The sequence below is a fragment of the Ihubacter sp. rT4E-8 genome (genome assembly GCF_049852125.1).
Lineage (GTDB): Bacteria > Bacillota > Clostridia > Peptostreptococcales > Anaerovoracaceae > Senimuribacter.
Window position 1 is genome coordinate 2,206,623 of sequence record NZ_CP187532.1, and the last position, 17,141, is coordinate 2,223,763.

12 protein-coding genes and 4 riboswitches are annotated in these 17,141 nt (G+C 46.3%); of the genes, 9 read left to right on the forward strand and 3 right to left on the reverse strand.

All coding sequences use genetic code 11. The features are described from left to right. Positions 1-162: 162 nt before the first annotated feature. Complete coding sequence (locus ACPW7J_RS11040; protein ID WP_424959565.1) at positions 163-3,252, reverse strand: Cna B-type domain-containing protein; 3,090 nt, start codon at positions 3,250-3,252, stop codon at positions 163-165. 52 nt (positions 3,253-3,304) lie between these two features. Continuing rightward, positions 3,305-3,389: riboswitch (cyclic di-GMP riboswitch) on the reverse strand. A gap of 120 nt (positions 3,390-3,509) precedes the next feature. Then, positions 3,510-3,592: riboswitch (cyclic di-GMP riboswitch) on the reverse strand. A gap of 687 nt (positions 3,593-4,279) precedes the next feature. Here ACPW7J_RS11040 and ACPW7J_RS11045 point away from each other — a divergent pair. From ACPW7J_RS11045 to ACPW7J_RS11080, 8 genes are all read left to right on the forward strand, one after another. Then, complete coding sequence (locus ACPW7J_RS11045) at positions 4,280-4,537, forward strand: TM1266 family iron-only hydrogenase system putative regulator (RefSeq protein WP_424959564.1); 258 nt, start codon at positions 4,280-4,282, stop codon at positions 4,535-4,537. Continuing rightward, on the forward strand, positions 4,530-5,585 hold the full coding sequence (gene hydE / locus ACPW7J_RS11050; RefSeq protein WP_424959563.1) for a [FeFe] hydrogenase H-cluster radical SAM maturase HydE: 1,056 nt from the start codon (positions 4,530-4,532) through the stop codon (positions 5,583-5,585). The genes ACPW7J_RS11045 and hydE overlap by 8 nt, the downstream gene beginning before the upstream one ends. A 61-nt stretch (positions 5,586-5,646) precedes the next feature. Beyond that, the gene (gene hydG, locus ACPW7J_RS11055; RefSeq protein ID WP_424959562.1) at positions 5,647-7,077 is read left to right on the forward strand and encodes a [FeFe] hydrogenase H-cluster radical SAM maturase HydG; all 1,431 of its coding nucleotides are present in this window, start codon (positions 5,647-5,649) and stop codon (positions 7,075-7,077) included. Beyond that, on the forward strand, positions 7,052-8,278 hold the full coding sequence (gene hydF / locus ACPW7J_RS11060) for a [FeFe] hydrogenase H-cluster maturation GTPase HydF (RefSeq protein WP_424959561.1): 1,227 nt from the start codon (positions 7,052-7,054) through the stop codon (positions 8,276-8,278). The genes hydG and hydF overlap by 26 nt, the downstream gene beginning before the upstream one ends. Beyond that, positions 8,271-9,083, forward strand: coding sequence for a glutamate 5-kinase (gene proB / locus ACPW7J_RS11065; protein ID WP_424959560.1), 813 nt, complete (start codon positions 8,271-8,273; stop codon positions 9,081-9,083). Before hydF ends, proB begins: the two co-directional genes overlap by 8 nt. Then, a complete protein-coding gene (locus tag ACPW7J_RS11070) occupies positions 9,080-10,321 on the forward strand; it encodes a glutamate-5-semialdehyde dehydrogenase (RefSeq protein WP_424959559.1) in 1,242 nt (413 codons plus the stop codon). Before proB ends, ACPW7J_RS11070 begins: the two co-directional genes overlap by 4 nt. A gap of 98 nt (positions 10,322-10,419) precedes the next feature. After that, complete coding sequence (locus ACPW7J_RS11075) at positions 10,420-11,211, forward strand: ZIP family metal transporter (RefSeq protein ID WP_424959558.1); 792 nt, start codon at positions 10,420-10,422, stop codon at positions 11,209-11,211. A 633-nt stretch (positions 11,212-11,844) separates the two neighbouring features. Next, complete coding sequence (locus tag ACPW7J_RS11080) at positions 11,845-13,236, forward strand: TrpB-like pyridoxal phosphate-dependent enzyme (RefSeq protein ID WP_424959557.1); 1,392 nt, start codon at positions 11,845-11,847, stop codon at positions 13,234-13,236. 55 nt (positions 13,237-13,291) lie between these two features. On the opposite strand, the gene ACPW7J_RS11085 is transcribed toward ACPW7J_RS11080, so the two are convergent. Further along, on the reverse strand, positions 13,292-13,849 hold the full coding sequence (locus ACPW7J_RS11085; protein ID WP_424959556.1) for an anthrax toxin lethal factor-related metalloendopeptidase: 558 nt from the start codon (positions 13,847-13,849) through the stop codon (positions 13,292-13,294). Positions 13,850-13,960: 111 nt separating this feature from the next. Then, positions 13,961-14,042, reverse strand: a riboswitch (cyclic di-GMP riboswitch). Between the two features lie 83 nt (positions 14,043-14,125). Beyond that, positions 14,126-14,208, reverse strand: a riboswitch (cyclic di-GMP riboswitch). A gap of 217 nt (positions 14,209-14,425) precedes the next feature. On the opposite strand from ACPW7J_RS11085, the gene tsaA reads away from it, so the two are divergent. After that, positions 14,426-15,124: a tRNA (N6-threonylcarbamoyladenosine(37)-N6)-methyltransferase TrmO gene (gene tsaA, locus ACPW7J_RS11090; protein ID WP_424959555.1), complete on the forward strand. Its 699-nt coding sequence runs from the start codon at positions 14,426-14,428 to the stop codon at positions 15,122-15,124. On the opposite strand, the gene ACPW7J_RS11095 is transcribed toward tsaA, so the two are convergent. Beyond that, a complete protein-coding gene (locus ACPW7J_RS11095) occupies positions 15,125-17,131 on the reverse strand; it encodes a hydantoinase/oxoprolinase family protein (RefSeq protein ID WP_424959554.1) in 2,007 nt (668 codons plus the stop codon). Positions 17,132-17,141: the final 10 nt, after the last annotated feature.

A 17,141-nucleotide genomic window follows, 5' to 3' on the forward strand; every position in this document is an offset into this window, starting at 1 on the left:
AATATGCTCCCTTCCAGATAGACATGGAGGGGAGCATATTTTTGTCCCGAAAAGCAAACGGATTACTTCCAAAGGGAAATCTTCAGACAGGAAAAGGACCGTTTCAATGTGAAACGGCCCTTTTCTTTGAACTATTATGAGAACTCAAAACTTTTTGCAGGTCTATTTTTCTGTTTTCTCTTTTCTTCTGATGAGAATTGTACCCAGCGTTCCCGCTGACGCCAGCAATATCCCTGTCAGCGCCAGTAAAGGCGTTTCATCACCAGTTCTCGGTTGTTTAGGATCTGTCGGCTTACCATCAGTTTCCATATACTCGTTCTCCGGCAATTCCGGAAGCGGAGCAAGCGGAACGTCAGGATCGTCGATGATCGGATTATCCGGTGTGTCTGGGTTATCCGGGTTATCCGGTCCAGGGCCCAGTGGGACGTCAGGATCTATAATCGGAATATCCGGTTCAGGTGTAATCGGTCCCGGCGGCGTAATCTGCGGCGTATGTGTATTCGTAATTACATACCCATTGACGCTGCTGGTATACCCTTCTGGTACATTTGGTTCATCAACCGTATATACAGCCTTCTCGCCTGCAACATACTTAGGCAAGGTTACATTCAAAGACCAATGATTCTCAGCCGTCAAAGTTACAGTCTGTACAATCTGGTCACCATTTTTGATCCGAATGCCAATTGACACAGGACGAAGCTTATCCTTATCATTGTCGTCATTCCAAACCTTTGAAATAGGGATTATGATTGTTTCCGGCGTATGCACATTGGTAATTGTAGTCGGCGTAACAACTGTTTTTTCATAATCAGCTGGAACGCTAACCTCGTCAACAGTATATGAAATCTTCGATCCGTCCTTAAACGCAGGGAGATGATCCCACGTATACGTCCAGTTCTCTGCCTCGCGCAAAGCTACCGGTTCTCCATAAGAAACTCCATCTGCAAAGAGCTGCACCTGAATACTGTCAGGGCGTTTTCCGTCCTGATTATCATTATCATTCCAGATCTTTGTCACATTCCACTTTACAGTTTCTGTCTGACAGCTGTTTGTGATACGAAAACTTAGCATTCCCTCTGTCTCACTGCGGGTTATTTCTGACGTCACATAGCCTTCTCCGGCATCCACTTCTGCAATAGTATAGACAATTTTCTGGCCTCCGCTGTATTCCGGCAAACCGCTCCATGTGTAAGTCCATTCATTTACCGATGGTACGGCTTCAGGCGTATTTTCCAAGTCAGTCCCTTCATTTTTATCTGTGTTCTCAGAATTGGAAATCTGGTTCTGATCTGCCGTTTCATCTTCTGGCTGCCACTGCTCTGCATCAGTATCAATATTTGATTCATCCTGCTGATCAGACTTGACTGCCTCCTCCGGCTGTTCATTTACTTCCGGCGTTATATTATCAGCTGGTATTTCCTGTGGTTCATTTACTTCCGCCTCATTAAGCTTTTGTTCCTGTTTCGGCGTCTCTGGTGAGCTCATGGTGACAGGCTGCCCATATTTCTCTCCATTGGCATATAACTGAACCTGAATGCTTTCAGGACGTTTACCATCCTGATCGCTGTTATCATCCCAGATTTTATGTACCGTTACATCGATACTCCTTGCATGATTCACAATTTTTCCATCTACAATATCCGCGTTGACTTTACCAAACTCCACGCCGATTTTTTTATCAGCGCTCTTGTGATATCCTGTCGGAACTTTGGTTTCTTCAAGCGTATACTCATGGCCTGATGGAATTCCAGAAAAAGATATCTTACCGGAAGCATCACTAACGGCCGTCATACTAAAACTACCATTGTCATCAGCTGTTAAAGTAAATTCTACACCGGTAAGAGACTTTCCGGAATCATCCACTTTCGTGAACTCCAAATCTCCAGTATAGCCTTTTACAGACGGAACGTTAAAATATGCGGTTTCAAGTTCAGTCTCTGTTTCTTTTCCCTTTTCTTCAATCAGATAAGTCAAAGAAGTCACGCCGTTGACAGGATAATATTTATCCATCTCAAATCCAGCTTTCAGGTTATTAAGCTTCACACGATAGGATAATCTGTACGTATAAGAAGCCGCGCCGTTTTCCTGTTTGCTAGTTTCATCTGGTAATACCTGCTTTAAGTCCCATGTAAAACCGTCCTCTGTAACAGATACGCCGTCGTTCTCAGCCAGAGAAGAATCCGCAAGCTTAATGTATTCTCCCATCGGATCCGTGAGAATATATGCCTTTGCCTGTAGCTCAATCAGCTGTGAAATCTTCTTAAAAGTTGCGACAAGCTTATCAGCGTCATTGGTTGTAAAGCACGTAAAACCGCAAGATCTGAGCCAGGAAGGAATAGACTTTTCCAGAGAACAGCTATTCTCTATCACTTCATATTTTCTCTTGTTCCATGTTCCCCATTCTTCACACTTGATTTTATCATCTTCTCTGCCGATATAAACAGCATACTTATTTACGTTGGAAAAATCGTTTTTCATCAAAGCTTCAACATTAGCATGACAGCTATGGCTGGTTGCACTGCCTGGCCCTTTACCCGCGTCGTAATAAGTTGGTTTTCCATCAGTCAAAAGAATGATATTCTTATTGGCAATTTCAGATACTTCTGGCGAATTCAATAATGATTTTGCATTCTGAAGACCTGCCTCCATATTTGTTCCCCCATCAGCTTCAAGAGAAGAAATTGCCTGACATTGCCAATTACCAGTCCTTTTAAGATCATCCGCGTCTGTCCATCCCTGTTTCATTTCCGCATTTTTACTGAAGCTTACAATCGCGACCTTACGCTGACCGTTCTCAGAAGTAAAACCATTAATAAAGGTCTGCGCTGCTTTTTTTGCCTGCGTTAAACGGGTTTGGCTAAAAAGACCGCCGATTTGGTCATTCATACTTCCAGACGTATCGATTACCAATACAACCGCTGCATCCTCAGAGATTTCCTTCCTTTCAATCTTGTCCTTCGTAACCACTTCCAGATCAACATCGAAAACATTTTCCCTATCTGTCGGACGAATGGTCTTATTGACCTTAATCTGTCCGTCAGCATAAGTCTGCTGCGTATCGCCCGGCTGCAGATTGTTTTCTGAAGATAGTCTTCCTGAAACGTCATCCGCCTCAAAATAGTTTCCAATCTGTGCTGCGCTACCGTTTGGTTCTGCCTCTGTGCTGTTATCAGCAAATACAGATAACGGCATCAGTCCCACCACGATAAGCAGACTTAGAAAAAGACTGGCTGCTTTTTTAAATTCTTTCATAAAATTCCCCATCCTGCGGTAATTACCGCTTTTACCGGGTCACTCCTTTTACCCGGACAGCTGGCTGCCAACCATGGGGATGGTAAGGCCCTCTAGCTTTCCGTCACCGGCTTTCGCCGGTTTTGGCAAGACATCCTCCTTTTCATAAAATTTTTGATTCTGACGTATTTCAACGTCCTGCATACAGGCAAAAAGCCTTGCATCGAACGCAAGGCTATAGTCGTCTTATGCAAATCAAAGGTGTATCCTTTATCGTAAAATGCAACTGGCTGTCTTGCCGATCTGTCAAGGCCCTATAGCTTTGCGTCACTACCTCACGGCAGTTTTGCCTTTTTTTATTTACAATAAACATTATACCCCCCCCCGGTACATTTTTGTCAACCTTCTCATGAACCATTTTTTACATTTTCTTGTCATCTTCTGTTTTCCTTGTCAAATGATTAAAAGCTTCATTATAGTGTATAAATATACCAGCAAGGCGCACAGAGTAAACGCATAAAGGCCTCTGCTTGAAGTTTCAATTCTTGACAATCAAGTACGCATGCTCCTATTTCCTCATGGCAGTCGCATATACGCAACAATTTCGCAATTCTTATTAAAAATTGCGCGCACCTATAAAAAGACGCAGCAAACTACTACTTTTTCGTAAAAAATTGCGTCAAGCAGCGGGAACACGCAGCTATCCATGTATCTTTTCATGAAAGTTGCGCGTATACAGAATTACCCCCCTGTTTTATGTGGGAAAATCAAACTTTTATTGCACATTTTTCTATAAAATAAAGAAAAAAACTGCTTAATACGCAAGTTTAACTAAAAAGGATGCAAATAGCTGCGCTTTTTGCAGAGTAAACGCAACCATAAGCAAAAAAGAATAAAAAAGCTGCGTGAGCGCCGTAAAATCCCCTTTGATGCGAAAACGACTACCGCAGGATTCCTGTGCAAAGCATACCGTTTGCCTTGCCTAATACAAACTGTCATGTTAAAATGGAACTATCAAAAATCAGTGACAACAGAAAGGAGCTAATGCATGGAGCATAGAACAGAAACCAGGGTTGGTCTCATCTCTATTATCGTCAAGGATACAAAGGTGATTGAACAGCTGAATGAAATTCTGCACGCTTACCGCGACTATATTATCGGCCGCATGGGCATTCCCTATCGCGAAAAAAGCATTCAGATCATCAGTGTTGCCATAGACGCGCCACAGGATGTTGTCAACGCTTTATCCGGTAAAATTGGAAGACTGTCCGGCGTTAGCAGCAAGGTGGCCTATGCCAATGAATGATAAACACGCGGAAACAATCAATCAGTTGAAGATTAGAGAAATGCCAGACAGCCACAGCCTAAAGGCGCTTCTTTCTGATCCTGATCCTGCAGTCAGCAGGGCGCTTGCTCTGGCTGCGGACAATATACGCCAAAAAAACTACGGTAATAAGGTCTACATTAGAGGACTGATCGAATTTACCAATTACTGCAAAAATGACTGCTACTACTGCGGCATTCGACATAGTCACGCCAACGTCAGCCGATACAGGCTTTCACCGGAACAGATATTGGACTGCTGCGAAACCGGATATCAGCTGGGGTTTCGTACTTTTGTCCTGCAGGGCGGCGAAGATCCGTACTGGACTGATCAAAGACTATCTGATCTGGTTGCCGCAATCCGAAAAAACTTTCCGGACTGCGCTATTACCCTGTCCATAGGCGAACGCAGCAGAGAAAGCTACCAGAAGCTCTTTCACGCAGGCGCAGATCGATATCTGCTCCGTCATGAAACAGGCGACAGCCGCCACTACAGTAAATTACATCCAGACAGCCTTACTCTGGAAAACAGAATGCGCTGTCTGCGTGATCTAAAAGAAATCGGCTTTCAAACTGGATGTGGGTTCATGGTAGGTTCTCCTTACCAAACCCTGGACTGCATCATAGAGGATCTGCGTTTTCTCATGGAATTCCATCCTCATATGATAGGAATCGGCCCTTTTTTACCGGCCGCCGGAACTCCCTTTGAAAGTCAACCTGCAGGTTCATCTGAGCTAACAATCAGACTTCTCAGTGTAATCAGACTCCTGCTTCCAAAGATTCTCCTTCCGGCTACTACGGCTCTGGGAACTGCTGAGGAGGATGGTCGCGAGCGAGGTATCAAAGCCGGTGCAAACGTTATCATGCCTAACCTTTCACCCAAGGATGTGAGAACAAAATATATCCTCTATGACAATAAAATTGCTACCGGAGATGAGGCGGCAGAAAGTGTAGCCCATCTGAGAAAGTCCATGGAGAATATCGGCTATCAGGTTGTCGCCGAACGAGGTGACAGTCTTGAAATATATTAAATTAACTAACAGGAAAGTCCCGGCAAACCCCGGTTCTGACCTGAAAGAAAGGAAAAAACATATGTATAATCCAAAATCATTAAAAGCTGAAGAATTCATCTGCCATGACGAGATCATGAAAACGCTGGAATACGCAGATGAAAACAAAGACAATAAGGAACTGGTAAGACAGATTCTTGACAAAGCGGCGCTCCGCAAGGGCATTGATCACAGAGAAGCCTCTCTACTTCTTGCGTGTGAAGACCCAGAGGTCATTGATGAAATCTGCAAGCTGGCGGAACAGATCAAGAAAGATTTCTATGGTAACCGCATCGTCATGTTCGCGCCGCTATACCTTTCCAATTATTGTGTTAACGGCTGTGTTTACTGTCCATATCATCATCAGAATAAGCACATCGCCAGAAAAAAACTGACCCAGGACGACATCCGGCGCGAAGTAATCGCTCTGCAGGACATGGGGCACAAGCGTCTGGCTCTGGAATCCGGAGAAGATCCTGTCAACAGCCCAATTGAATACATTCTGGAGTGCATTAAAACGGTCTACTCCATTAACCATAAAAATGGTGCAATCCGTCGTGTCAATGTCAACATCGCTGCTACGACCGTAGAAGAATACAGAATGTTGAAGGAGGCAGGTATCGGTACTTATATCCTGTTCCAGGAAACATATCATAAGGAAAGCTATGAAAAACTTCATCCAACAGGACCAAAACACAACTATACATGGCATACCGAAGCTATGGACAGAGCTATGGAAGGCGGCATTGACGATGTAGGTCTGGGCGTTCTCTTCGGATTAGATTTATACCGCTACGAACTTGCCGGTCTGCTGATGCACGCTGAGCATCTGGAAGCTGTACATGGCGTAGGACCACATACGATCAGCGTACCGAGAATCAGACCGGCAGACGATGTGGATCCTGCAGATTTTGACGGTGGCGTCGATGGAGGTATCACAGACGATCTGTTTGCCAAAATTATCGCTATCATTCGTATCTCTGTGCCTTACACCGGTATGATCATGTCCACCAGAGAGAGCCAGGAAATGCGCGCCCGCGCCCTTCACTTAGGTATTTCTCAGATCAGCGGCGCTTCCAGAACCAGTGTCGGCGGCTACGATGAAGAAGAACCAGAAGATGAAAACTCAGAACAATTTGAAACGGACGACAGAAGAACTCTGGATGAAGTGGTGAAATGGCTCATGGATATGGACTACATTCCGAGCTTCTGTACCGCATGCTACAGAGAAGGCCGTACCGGCGACCGCTTCATGAGCCTCTGTAAAAGCGGGCAGATCCTAAACTGCTGCCACCCTAACGCCCTGATGACACTGAAAGAATATCTGGTGGATTACGCAAAACCAGAAACGCGCCAAGTAGGAGAACAGCTGATTGCCAGAGAGCTTAACAACATTCCGAAAGAAAAAGTCCGTCAGATCGCGGAAGAGTATATCAAGGAGATCGAACATGGCAAAAGAGACTTCAGATTTTAATAAGACGCCCTCCGCAAATCGGCTTCATATCAGCTTTTTCGGACGGCGCAATGCCGGAAAATCCAGCCTTGTCAACGCTGTCACCGGACAGGATCTGGCGATCGTCAGCGATGTAAAGGGCACAACGACCGACCCTGTAAAAAAGGCTATGGAATTACTGCCTCTTGGACCTGTGGTCATCATTGATACACCCGGTATCGACGACAGCGGCGCGGTTGGCGAGAAGCGGGTCGAAAAAACCCTTCAAATCCTCAACAAAACCGATATTGCCGTACTGGTTGTCGACCAAACTGCAGGCATGTCAGCCGAAGATGAAGCTTTGGTCAGCATGTTCCAAAAGAAAAAAACGCCATTTCTTTTAGTTTTTAACAAAGGAGATCTGCCTGAAGCTACCAAAAACGTCCGGCTCTCCGGCATTTCTTACCCTTATATAACGGTAAGCGCCCTGACCGGTCAGGGAATAGAAGAACTAAAAAACAAACTTGCGTCTATTGCAAAGTCCGCCCAAACAGAAGATAAAAAAATTATCGGAGACAGGCTGCCTGACGGCGGCCTGGTCATCCTGGTAACGCCCATCGACAGCTCTGCACCCAAAGGCCGCATGATTCTGCCCCAGGTGCAGACCATTCGTGATATTCTGGATGCACACGCGTCCTGCATGGTCTGTCAGGTTTCAGAGCTTCCCGGATGTCTTTCCGCGTTGAAGGAGCCTCCGGCCCTGGTGGTTACAGACAGTCAGGCGTTCAATCAGGTTAAGGATATCGTTCCCGAAGATGTCAAGCTGACCTCCTTTTCTATTTTGTTTGCCAGATATAAAGGAATTCTGGATACAGCGTCAGCAGGCGCGCACCACTTGTCAGCTTTAAAGGACGGCGACAGAATTTTGATCTCTGAGGGATGTACCCACCACAGGCAATGTGAGGATATCGGTACAGTAAAACTGCCTGATTGGATTTGCCGCTTTTCAGGGAAAGATCTGACCTTCGAATTTACCAGCGGAGGCGAATTCCCGCAGAAAGAAGAAGCGCTCAAACAGTATGCTCTCATCGTTCACTGCGGCGGCTGCATGCTCAACGAACGGGAAATGGAATCACGTATGTCCCTTGCGCAAAGCGCCGGAACAGCGTTCACCAATTACGGTACTTTAATCGCTCATATCAATGGAATATTAGACAGAAGTCTGGAGATATTTAATGCATAACGATAAAATAACCAAAAGCCGCAGGGTGGTGGTCAAGGTAGGGACCTCCACCCTGACCCATAAAAGCGGCAAAATAAATATTCGCCACATAGAGGCTCTGTGTAAGGTTCTCAGCGACCTGCAGAATGCCGGTAAAGAAATTATACTGGTTTCCTCCGGAGCTATCGGCGTTGGCGTTGGAAAATTAGGATTAGGAAAGCGTCCCGATGAAACCAGTAAAAAACAAGCTCTTGCCGCCATAGGACAGTGCGAGCTGATGTTTATGTATGACAAGTTCTTTGGAGAATTCAATCATACGGTAGCTCAGATTCTATTGACATACGATGCCGTAGACAGCGAAACGGATCGCCACAACGTGCAAAATACATTCAGTGAACTGCTTTCCATGGGCGTTATACCGATTGTCAATGAAAATGACACTGTTGCTACCAACGAATTAGAAGGTCACAATATCGGCGACAATGATACATTGTCAGCCATGGTGGCTGTTTTAACAGAATCCGACCTTCTTGTAATTCTCACTGATATCGACGGTCTCTATGACCGAGACCCCCGCAAAGATGAAAACGCCAGACGGATACCTTTTGTCCCTGTAATTGATGAAAAAATAGAGGCGCTGGCAGGCGGCGCAGGTTCTGCGTTCGGTACTGGCGGCATGGCCACAAAGATCAGCGCTGCCAGACGTTCCACCGCGGCCGGTATCCCCTGCTGCGTAATAAAAGGCGATAATCCGGCCAATCTCTACGCGCTCTTTGACGGAGCAGATATCGGAACTGTATTTGGTTGTAAGGAGGTATCATCATGACAGAACTGGAAAAAATGGGTCAGCTGGCTCGGCAGGCGGCGCGCAGGCTGCGTACTGCTTCTCCTGAAACAAAAGAACGAGCTTTACTTGCTATGGCCGATGCTTTGATCGAACATACAGACGAAATTCTGACAGCTAATGCCGCGGATCTGGCAGCTGCAGAAGGCATATTACCGCCTTCTATGATCGACCGTCTGTCATTAAATACAGAGCGAGTTGCCGGTATGGCAGAAGGTATTCGCGCTGTGGCAGTCTGGCCTGATCCGGTTGGCAAAATATTAGAAACGATTAAGCGGCCTAACGGCCTTTTTATCGAAAAAACCGCCGTTCCACTGGGCGTCGTCGGCATCATCTTTGAGGCTCGTCCTAACGTAACCAGCGACTGCGCCTCCCTCTGCATCAAAGCGGGTAATTCCTGCATTCTCAGAGGAGGCAAGGAGGCTTACCATTCCAATGCGGCCATCGCCTCCATTATGAGGAAAGCTCTGGCAGAAACAGGTTTTGATCCTGACTGCATACAGCTGGTCGCAGATACCTCACGGGCTTCGGCGCAGGAAATGATGACAATGACAGAGTACCTGGATGTTTTGATTCCAAGAGGCGGCGCCGGATTGATCCGTTCAGTGGTAGACAACGCAAAAGTTCCTGTTATAGAAACCGGCGTGGGGAACTGCCACATCTATGTAGATAAAGCCGCAAATTTAAACATGGCCGCAGACATCGTATTTAACGCAAAAACTTCCCGTCCTTCCGTCTGCAATGCTGCGGAAAAGCTTTTGGTCCACGAGCATGTGGCAGCAAAATTCCTGCCTCTTTTGGCAGACCGTCTGGCCTCTGAAAATGTTTTACTGCGGGCGGATAAGACGGCAAAGGAATTTCTGCCAGAAGCTGAAGCCGCCGGTGAGGAAGATTGGGCTTGCGAATATCTGGACTATATACTGGGCGTCAAAACGGTATCTTCCTTAGACGATGCAATTGACCATATCGAACAATACTCGTCACATCACAGCGACTGTATTGTGACGGATGACGTAAACGCCGCAGCTATTTTTCTTGCTTCCGTAGATTCGGCCGCCGTTTATCACAATGCCTCTACCCGCTTCACCGATGGCGGAGAAATGGGACTTGGCGCTGAAATCGGCATCTCAACCCAAAAGCTCCATGCCAGAGGACCGATGGGTGTTGATCAGTTGGTCAGCTACAAATACGTAATCCGCGGAACAGGTCAGATTCGATAACTGCTTTTTCTGCATTCTGCTTCGGTCAGGCACAAAACCGCTGTGCCACTCATAAGGATAATCGTGAGAATAGATTATTTTAGGAGTTGAATAGACCGATGAATGGAATTACATGGGCACTACTGGGCACCCTGTTTACCTTTTCGGTAACCACCCTGGGTGCCTTAAATGTTTTTTGGGTAAAAAAAGAAGTCAGCAATACAGTACAATGTGTCTTTTTGGGCTTTGCCGGCGGCGTAATGATTGCCGCGTCTGTATGGTCCCTGCTACTGCCGGGTATTGAGCGGGCTGAACAAGCGGGTCAAATCAGTTGGCTGATTATGACAGGCGGCTTTCTTCTTGGCGTAGTCACTCTGCTCTTTGCCGATGGACTTTTAAAACGCCATTATGAGGCCCGCCTGCAAAGCGGCAAAGTGATCAGTCTGAAGCAGAGCACATTGATGCTGGTCATCGCCATCACCGTTCACAATATCCCGGAGGGCATGGCCGTAGGTCTGGCCTTTGCTTTGGCTATGAGCGATCCTGGAAATCCGGCTCTTTTTTCCGGCGCATTGGCGTTAGCGCTGGGCATTGGTATCCAGAACTATCCAGAAGGTACAGCTGTCGCTCTGCCTTTGATCAAAGACGGCATGGGACGAAAAAAAGCCTTCCTTTACGGCAGTATGTCTGCCATCGTCGAACCGGTTTTCGGTGTATTAGCAGCTATACTGGCAACTTTAATCACACCGCTGATGCCGCTGCTTCTGGCCTTCGCAGCCGGCACTATGATCTATGTCGTTGTACAGGAGCTTTTACCGGAAGCACAAACCTGTGACAAAGAAAAGCTGGCAACTTTAGGCTTTATCGCCGGATTTCTCATCATGATGATTCTCGATGTAAGCCTTGGCTAATAATAAGACGCACACCATGATTTGTGGTTTTCTCTATGTTCTACAAAAAAACATTGTGTTTTTTTACAAAAATATTGACACATTACAAATACCATGCTATTCTATAGCAGTAAACTTAATAACAGACAAACCTTTGAGGGAGAGTAGTAAGCTTTGATACTTACCTTTGAGAGAGCTGTAGGTGGTGAGATTACAGCAGGAAAAGACGAAGCCGAATGGACTCCTGAGGGCAAACCGAACCGGATCATATCGTATGAACCTCAGTAGGAGCGCCGGAGAAGATACTCCGTAAACAAAATCGGCATATGATAGTATGCGCTGAGTGGGCACAGCAATTAAGCTGCGTCAAGCCGGGTGGCACCGCAAGAGAACCTATTACTCTTGTCCCAGCAAAAGATTTGTCTGGGACAGGAGTTTTTTTATGACCTAACCCAATTTACAACGTAAATTGTTGGTAGGTCAAACGCCAGGATTCTCTGCAAAGACGAGCCGAAGGTGATGTCTGAGCAGCAAGAAGCTACGGCGTAGGCAAGGTCGAGTGTAAGCGAAGACTGATTGGCTAAGGGCTGACTGCACATGACCTAACCCAATTTACAAACTCCTGTCCATGTAAAACGAAAGGAGAACACTACGATGAACAATGAAACCAAAAAAATCCCTTACAAAATTTATCTTGAGGAAAGCGAGATGCCGACACAATATTACAATGTTCGTGCTGACATGAAGAAAAAACCGGCTCCGTTATTGAATCCAGCCACACTGCAGCCTATGACCTTTGATGAACTCCGCGGCGTATTCTGTGACGAACTGGTAAAACAGGAATTAGACGATACTACTCCATACTTCGACATTCCGCAGGAAATCCAGGATTTTTATAAAATGTACCGTCCTGCGCCTCTGGTTCGCGCTTACTGTCTGGAAGAAAAGCTGCAAACTCCCGCAAAAATTTACTACAAATTTGAAGGCAACAACACCAGCGGCAGCCACAAGCTAAATTCCGCCATTGCGCAGGCTTACTATGCCAAGAAACAGGGGCTCAAGGGCGTAACTACTGAAACAGGAGCTGGTCAATGGGGAACTGCCCTTTCCATGGCGTGCGCTTATTTGAACTTAGAATGCGACGTGTACATGGTCAAAGTTTCTTACGAACAAAAGCCATTCCGCCGGGAGGTTATGAGAACCTATGGGGCTAACGTTACCCCTTCCCCGTCTACTACCACGGAAATCGGCAAAAAAATACTGGAAGCTCATCCTGGAACTACCGGCAGCCTGGGATGCGCCATTTCTGAGGCCGTAGAGTCCGCAACAAGCCGTGAAGGATACAGATACGTGCTGGGCAGCGTACTCTCTCAGGTTCTCCTCCACCAAAGCATTATCGGTCTGGAAACGAAAACAGCCATGGACAAATACGGTATCAAACCGGATATCATTATAGGCTGCGCCGGCGGCGGATCTAATCTTGGCGGCCTAATCTCCCCATTTATGGGCGAAAAGCTTCGTGGAGAGGCCGACTATCACTTTATCGCCGTAGAACCTGCCTCCTGTCCTAGCCTGACCCGCGGTAAATACGTCTATGATTTCTGTGATACAGGAATGGTTTGTCCTTTAGCTAAAATGTACACCCTTGGAAGCGGTTTCATTCCATCAGCTAATCACGCCGGCGGTCTGAGATACCACGGAATGAGTTCTGTTCTGTCGGAGCTCTATGATCAGGGCTTGATGGAGGCTCGCAGCGCGGAACAAACAGAAGTTTTCAAAGCTGCCGAAGAATTCGCGAGAATTGAAGGCATCCTGCCTGCGCCGGAAAGCAGCCATGCAATCAAAGTAGCCATCGATGAAGCGCTGAGATGCAAAGAAACCGGTGAGGAAAAAACAATCCTCTTTGGATTAACCGGAACAGGATATTTTGACCTAAAAGCCTATGAATCATTTAACAATGGACAAATGTCAGACTACATTCCAACCGATGAAGATCTAAAAGTGGGATTCGAAGGAATTCCCCAGTTTCCAGGAAACGAAATATAATTAAGAAAAAATCTCCTGTATCTGCTTTTAAGCAGGTCGGGAGATTTTCATTTTCTTACCATGCCCATCCATACGCCGCATACATGTTGTCCACATGCTGCTGGCTAATCGTATCAACCTGAGCTTTTATGTATTCATATGTCTGAGGCCTGTTATTTTTCAGCTTTGCAGGATTTTGCGTGTATTCCGCAAAAGACTGTGCGAAATACTCCTTACTGTTCTTTGTAATATATTCCTTTTGCGCCCCGTCGTAATTGTTTTTCTCAGCTTTATAAATTTTTACAAAGGCTTTCTTCTCATCGGCCGCGTTCTGCAGTCTGGATACAAAATGGCCCATCTCATGAAGCACGTGAGTGGTATTATTACTTTTCATAATCACTGCATGCTTCGCTACACTAAAAACGCCTGCATGTCCCAAATTTTTATCATATTTAACAGTAAACCCCAAATCTACAAAAGAATTTACCACTCTGCTGTCTGCCTTTGCATTGGTTCCCGGAATCATCTTTTTACTTGCCGCGTCTACGGTGTCCGTAGCTGCAAACGCTGCGATACTGGTTGCCAGCAATACCATTGCGATCATTGCGAATACCTTAATTGCTCTTTTCATCATTCTGCCTCCGAAAATCTTTCCGATAAAAAAGACTGCCCTAGGTTAAAGCAGTCCTGACTTCCGGTAGAGGTTGAATGATACCATTCCTTTGTTTACGCTGCGTCTTCACGCAACGGCAACTGGCTGTCATGCTTTCGCTTTAGACCCTATAGTTTTGCGTCCCTGAGTTTCCCCAAGTTTGCCCATATTCTTTTTTAATGAAAAAAATCATTCAGGAGAATTCACCAAATGATCGTTTACTTGCTTTCGATATATCATACATATCAATTTCAACGATACGGTAGCTGGCTGGCGTGCCTTGCGGTTTAGCCCCTATAGCTTTGCGTCCCTGCCTTTTAGCCGGTTTGCCTTTGCTGAATATCTCTCTTAAGTTGTTTACAATCACATCATACCGCAGAATCCGATCTATGTCAATAGATTTCAGAAATTTTCTCAAAATAAAATAACCAAAAAGTAACCAGTATATGGATACCTTTCCACCGACCTCTATTTGACAACAGAAATCTGTTTAACGGGCACAGAAATGTTGCGGAAAAGAAAAAAGCCCTTTATAATATATCCTAAGGAGGCTATCCCATGGAGCATATGTCTGTTAATATAACACCTATCGCATATATACAAAGTCCGTTTTTAACCAAATTCGGTATTCCACGGCAAAGCGGCCTGACGCCCTCTGTTACCTCGCGAATTGTCTTTCGTAAAGACTTTGCCAGCGAAGAAGCTGTACGTGGACTTTCCGATTTCTCACATATTTGGCTGATCTGGGGATTCTCTGAAAACCAACAGAAAGGATGGCGTCCTACCGTACGACCGCCTCGTCTCGGTGGAAATACCCGCGTCGGCGTATTTGCCACCCGTTCCCCTTTCCGTCCCAACGGACTTGGTCTTTCTTCTGTTAAACTGGAAGCAATAGAAAAAGACCCTCGCTCGGGCCTTTTTATTCTGATTTCTGGCGCAGATCTGTTAGATGGAACGCCTATCTACGATATTAAGCCGTATATTTCTACGGATTCTCACCCTGAAGCGATCTGCGGATTTCAGGATCACACAAAATCCCACCAGCTCCGGGTTGATATTTCCGCAGACCTGTTGTCACACGTTCCCACTGAGCTGCAAGCCGGTCTTCTGGAAATTTTAGCGCAAGATCCACGACCTGGATATCAGGATGATCCTCACCGTATCTACGGCCTCATCTACAGTAACTTTAACGTGCAATTCACCGTGGCAAACCGATGTCTTCGGGTTGTAGATATCGTTCTGGCAGATACCCTTTGATCATCCATGCTGTGATGAAACCGCTTTAGCCGTGACGACGGTTTCTATCAGATCGTCCTGGTTGCGGCGGCTGCGCCGGTATCTGTTTTCTTCTACTGTAACCTCTATTTCTATGTTCTCTGACGCGCCCTGCTGCACGGCTCGTTGCCGAGCGCCCTCCCCTGCCAGCGCTTTCGCTGTCTCTACGGCTTCCGTGTATTCCGGCAGAGAGAGTGTTTTCGAACCGCCGGTAATAACGTACGTCAGGTAGGAGCTTCGAATGCCCTTATACGGTTCGATGCGGATGATACATTCTGTATTGATGTTTCCCATGGCCGCGCCGATGGCATTGGCTACTTTTCCGTCTTCTGGAAATACTGCTTCTGTCTGCATTAAATCCGCAACATCTTTTAAAAAGATTTTCGTAGGACCTCCAATTCCGATCAGTTTCGACGGAACGCAGAAATTCGGGTTGACAAAACGTTCTGTCACAGACTTCTTTCGATTTCTAAAGATGTAGGAAGACAGCTTCATAAGCTGCTCTTTTTCTTCATCCGCCAAATCCCTGCCCGTTTCATACTTCATAAAAATTGCCACCAGATTACTGTACAGACGGCACTTAACCATCTCGTAAATCTCCTGACAAGCCATCTCCGGCGTTGCTTTCATCACGATCGCTAAATACGCAGCGCCTAATTGCGATGCCTGTGCGTTGTACTGAATATAATCTCCGTTTACATGCATAGCGTCCGTAGGTGTCATCCCAGATCGCATCACAATTCCTAAGTCTTCCATTCTTCCCATATTCAACACATGCGGACTGATACGGGCAGCTTCTGCCGCTTCCCTGTAGATCAAAGGGCCTTGGGTGAGCGCTTTGATAAACCGCTGTTCACCGGCAGTAAAGGATGACAGATCCGCGGGCTCTTTAACCAGCAGAAAGAACTCGTTAGCGGGATAGCTGAACGCACGATCCATGTGAACCAATGTCTTCAGCTTTTTAATGATCTGAGGATATTCCTCCGCCAGCATACATAAAGGAATATATCGGCGCTGATCCAGATACAAGTCTCTGCCTCTATATTTTACCGCTGTATCTCCGCCCAGGGCAAAGGTATCAATCGATACGCCCCTGACCATGGTTTTCCAATCGCCAATGGATATGCCTGACGCGGCTGTAACAGCCTCTCCATGTCGAATCATGGCTATGTCGCTGGTTGTTCCTCCCATATCTACAATCATAGCATCAGGTTCATCAGAAAGCTCCATAGCGCCGATGATGCTGGCCGCCGGCCCGCAAAGCAATGTCTCTACCGGCCGTTTCCCCGCAAAATCTCTACTCATAACGCTTCCGTCACTTCTGACGATCACGATAGGCAATTGAATGCCCAATTCCTTTAACGATTTATCAATCGCTCTGAAAAATTCTTCCATTACAGAAAGCAGTCTGGCATTGAGCAAAGCTGTAGCGCCTCGTTTTTGGACATTTAGTTCCTGGTAGAGATCATAGCCTTTGATACACGGTATACTCAGTTTTTTGCGAAGAATCGCCGCTGCCTTTTCTTCGTAATCGCCGTCATTATACTTAGGATTCATCTGTACAATTGCCGCGCTGTCGTAACCGTCAAAAATGGTTTCCGCCTGTGCTGCAAATGATTCCCAATCCGGTTCCGGCTCATCAGCCTTCAGTGGATCGCCCGGCAGGAAACATATTTCATCAACCGGCGGCAGACCATATTCACCTTGCATCTTTTCGATCACAGCCTGCTTCACACCGATAAAAACTAGCTTCGCTCTGCCGCCCTTATTTTCTACGCAGGCGTTGGTTGCTAACGTGGTAGAAAGCGATATATAAGACGCCCTTTCAATTAAGGCGCGATCTAACTCCCGCAAAGCCTTGATAATGCCGACACAAAGATCCGGTCTCGTTGTCGGCGTCTTACTCCGGGATAAAACCTTATGATTCTCTGTATCATAGACGACCGCGTCAGTGCACGTACCGCCGGTATCTATTCCAATTGCTAACATTTGAAGCTCC

Bases quoted from the DNA above. Each gene is read 5' to 3' on its own strand.
- ACPW7J_RS11075 (WP_424959558.1), top strand. From the start codon at position 10,420: ATGAATGGAATTACATGGGCACTACTGGGCACCCTGTTTACCTTTTCG.
- proB (WP_424959560.1), top strand. From the start codon at position 8,271: ATGCATAACGATAAAATAACCAAAAGCCGCAGGGTGGTGGTCAAGGTA.
- ACPW7J_RS11070 (WP_424959559.1), top strand. From the start codon at position 9,080: ATGACAGAACTGGAAAAAATGGGTCAGCTGGCTCGGCAGGCGGCGCGC.
- ACPW7J_RS11080 (WP_424959557.1), top strand. From the start codon at position 11,845: ATGAACAATGAAACCAAAAAAATCCCTTACAAAATTTATCTTGAGGAA.
- ACPW7J_RS11045 (WP_424959564.1), top strand. From the start codon at position 4,280: ATGGAGCATAGAACAGAAACCAGGGTTGGTCTCATCTCTATTATCGTC.
- hydF (WP_424959561.1), top strand. From the start codon at position 7,052: ATGGCAAAAGAGACTTCAGATTTTAATAAGACGCCCTCCGCAAATCGG.
- hydG (WP_424959562.1), top strand. From the start codon at position 5,647: ATGTATAATCCAAAATCATTAAAAGCTGAAGAATTCATCTGCCATGAC.
- hydE (WP_424959563.1), top strand. From the start codon at position 4,530: ATGAATGATAAACACGCGGAAACAATCAATCAGTTGAAGATTAGAGAA.
- tsaA (WP_424959555.1), top strand. From the start codon at position 14,426: ATGGAGCATATGTCTGTTAATATAACACCTATCGCATATATACAAAGT.
- ACPW7J_RS11095 (WP_424959554.1), bottom strand. From the start codon at position 17,131: ATGTTAGCAATTGGAATAGATACCGGCGGTACGTGCACTGACGCGGTC.
- ACPW7J_RS11085 (WP_424959556.1), bottom strand. From the start codon at position 13,849: ATGATGAAAAGAGCAATTAAGGTATTCGCAATGATCGCAATGGTATTG.
- ACPW7J_RS11040 (WP_424959565.1), bottom strand. From the start codon at position 3,252: ATGAAAGAATTTAAAAAAGCAGCCAGTCTTTTTCTAAGTCTGCTTATC.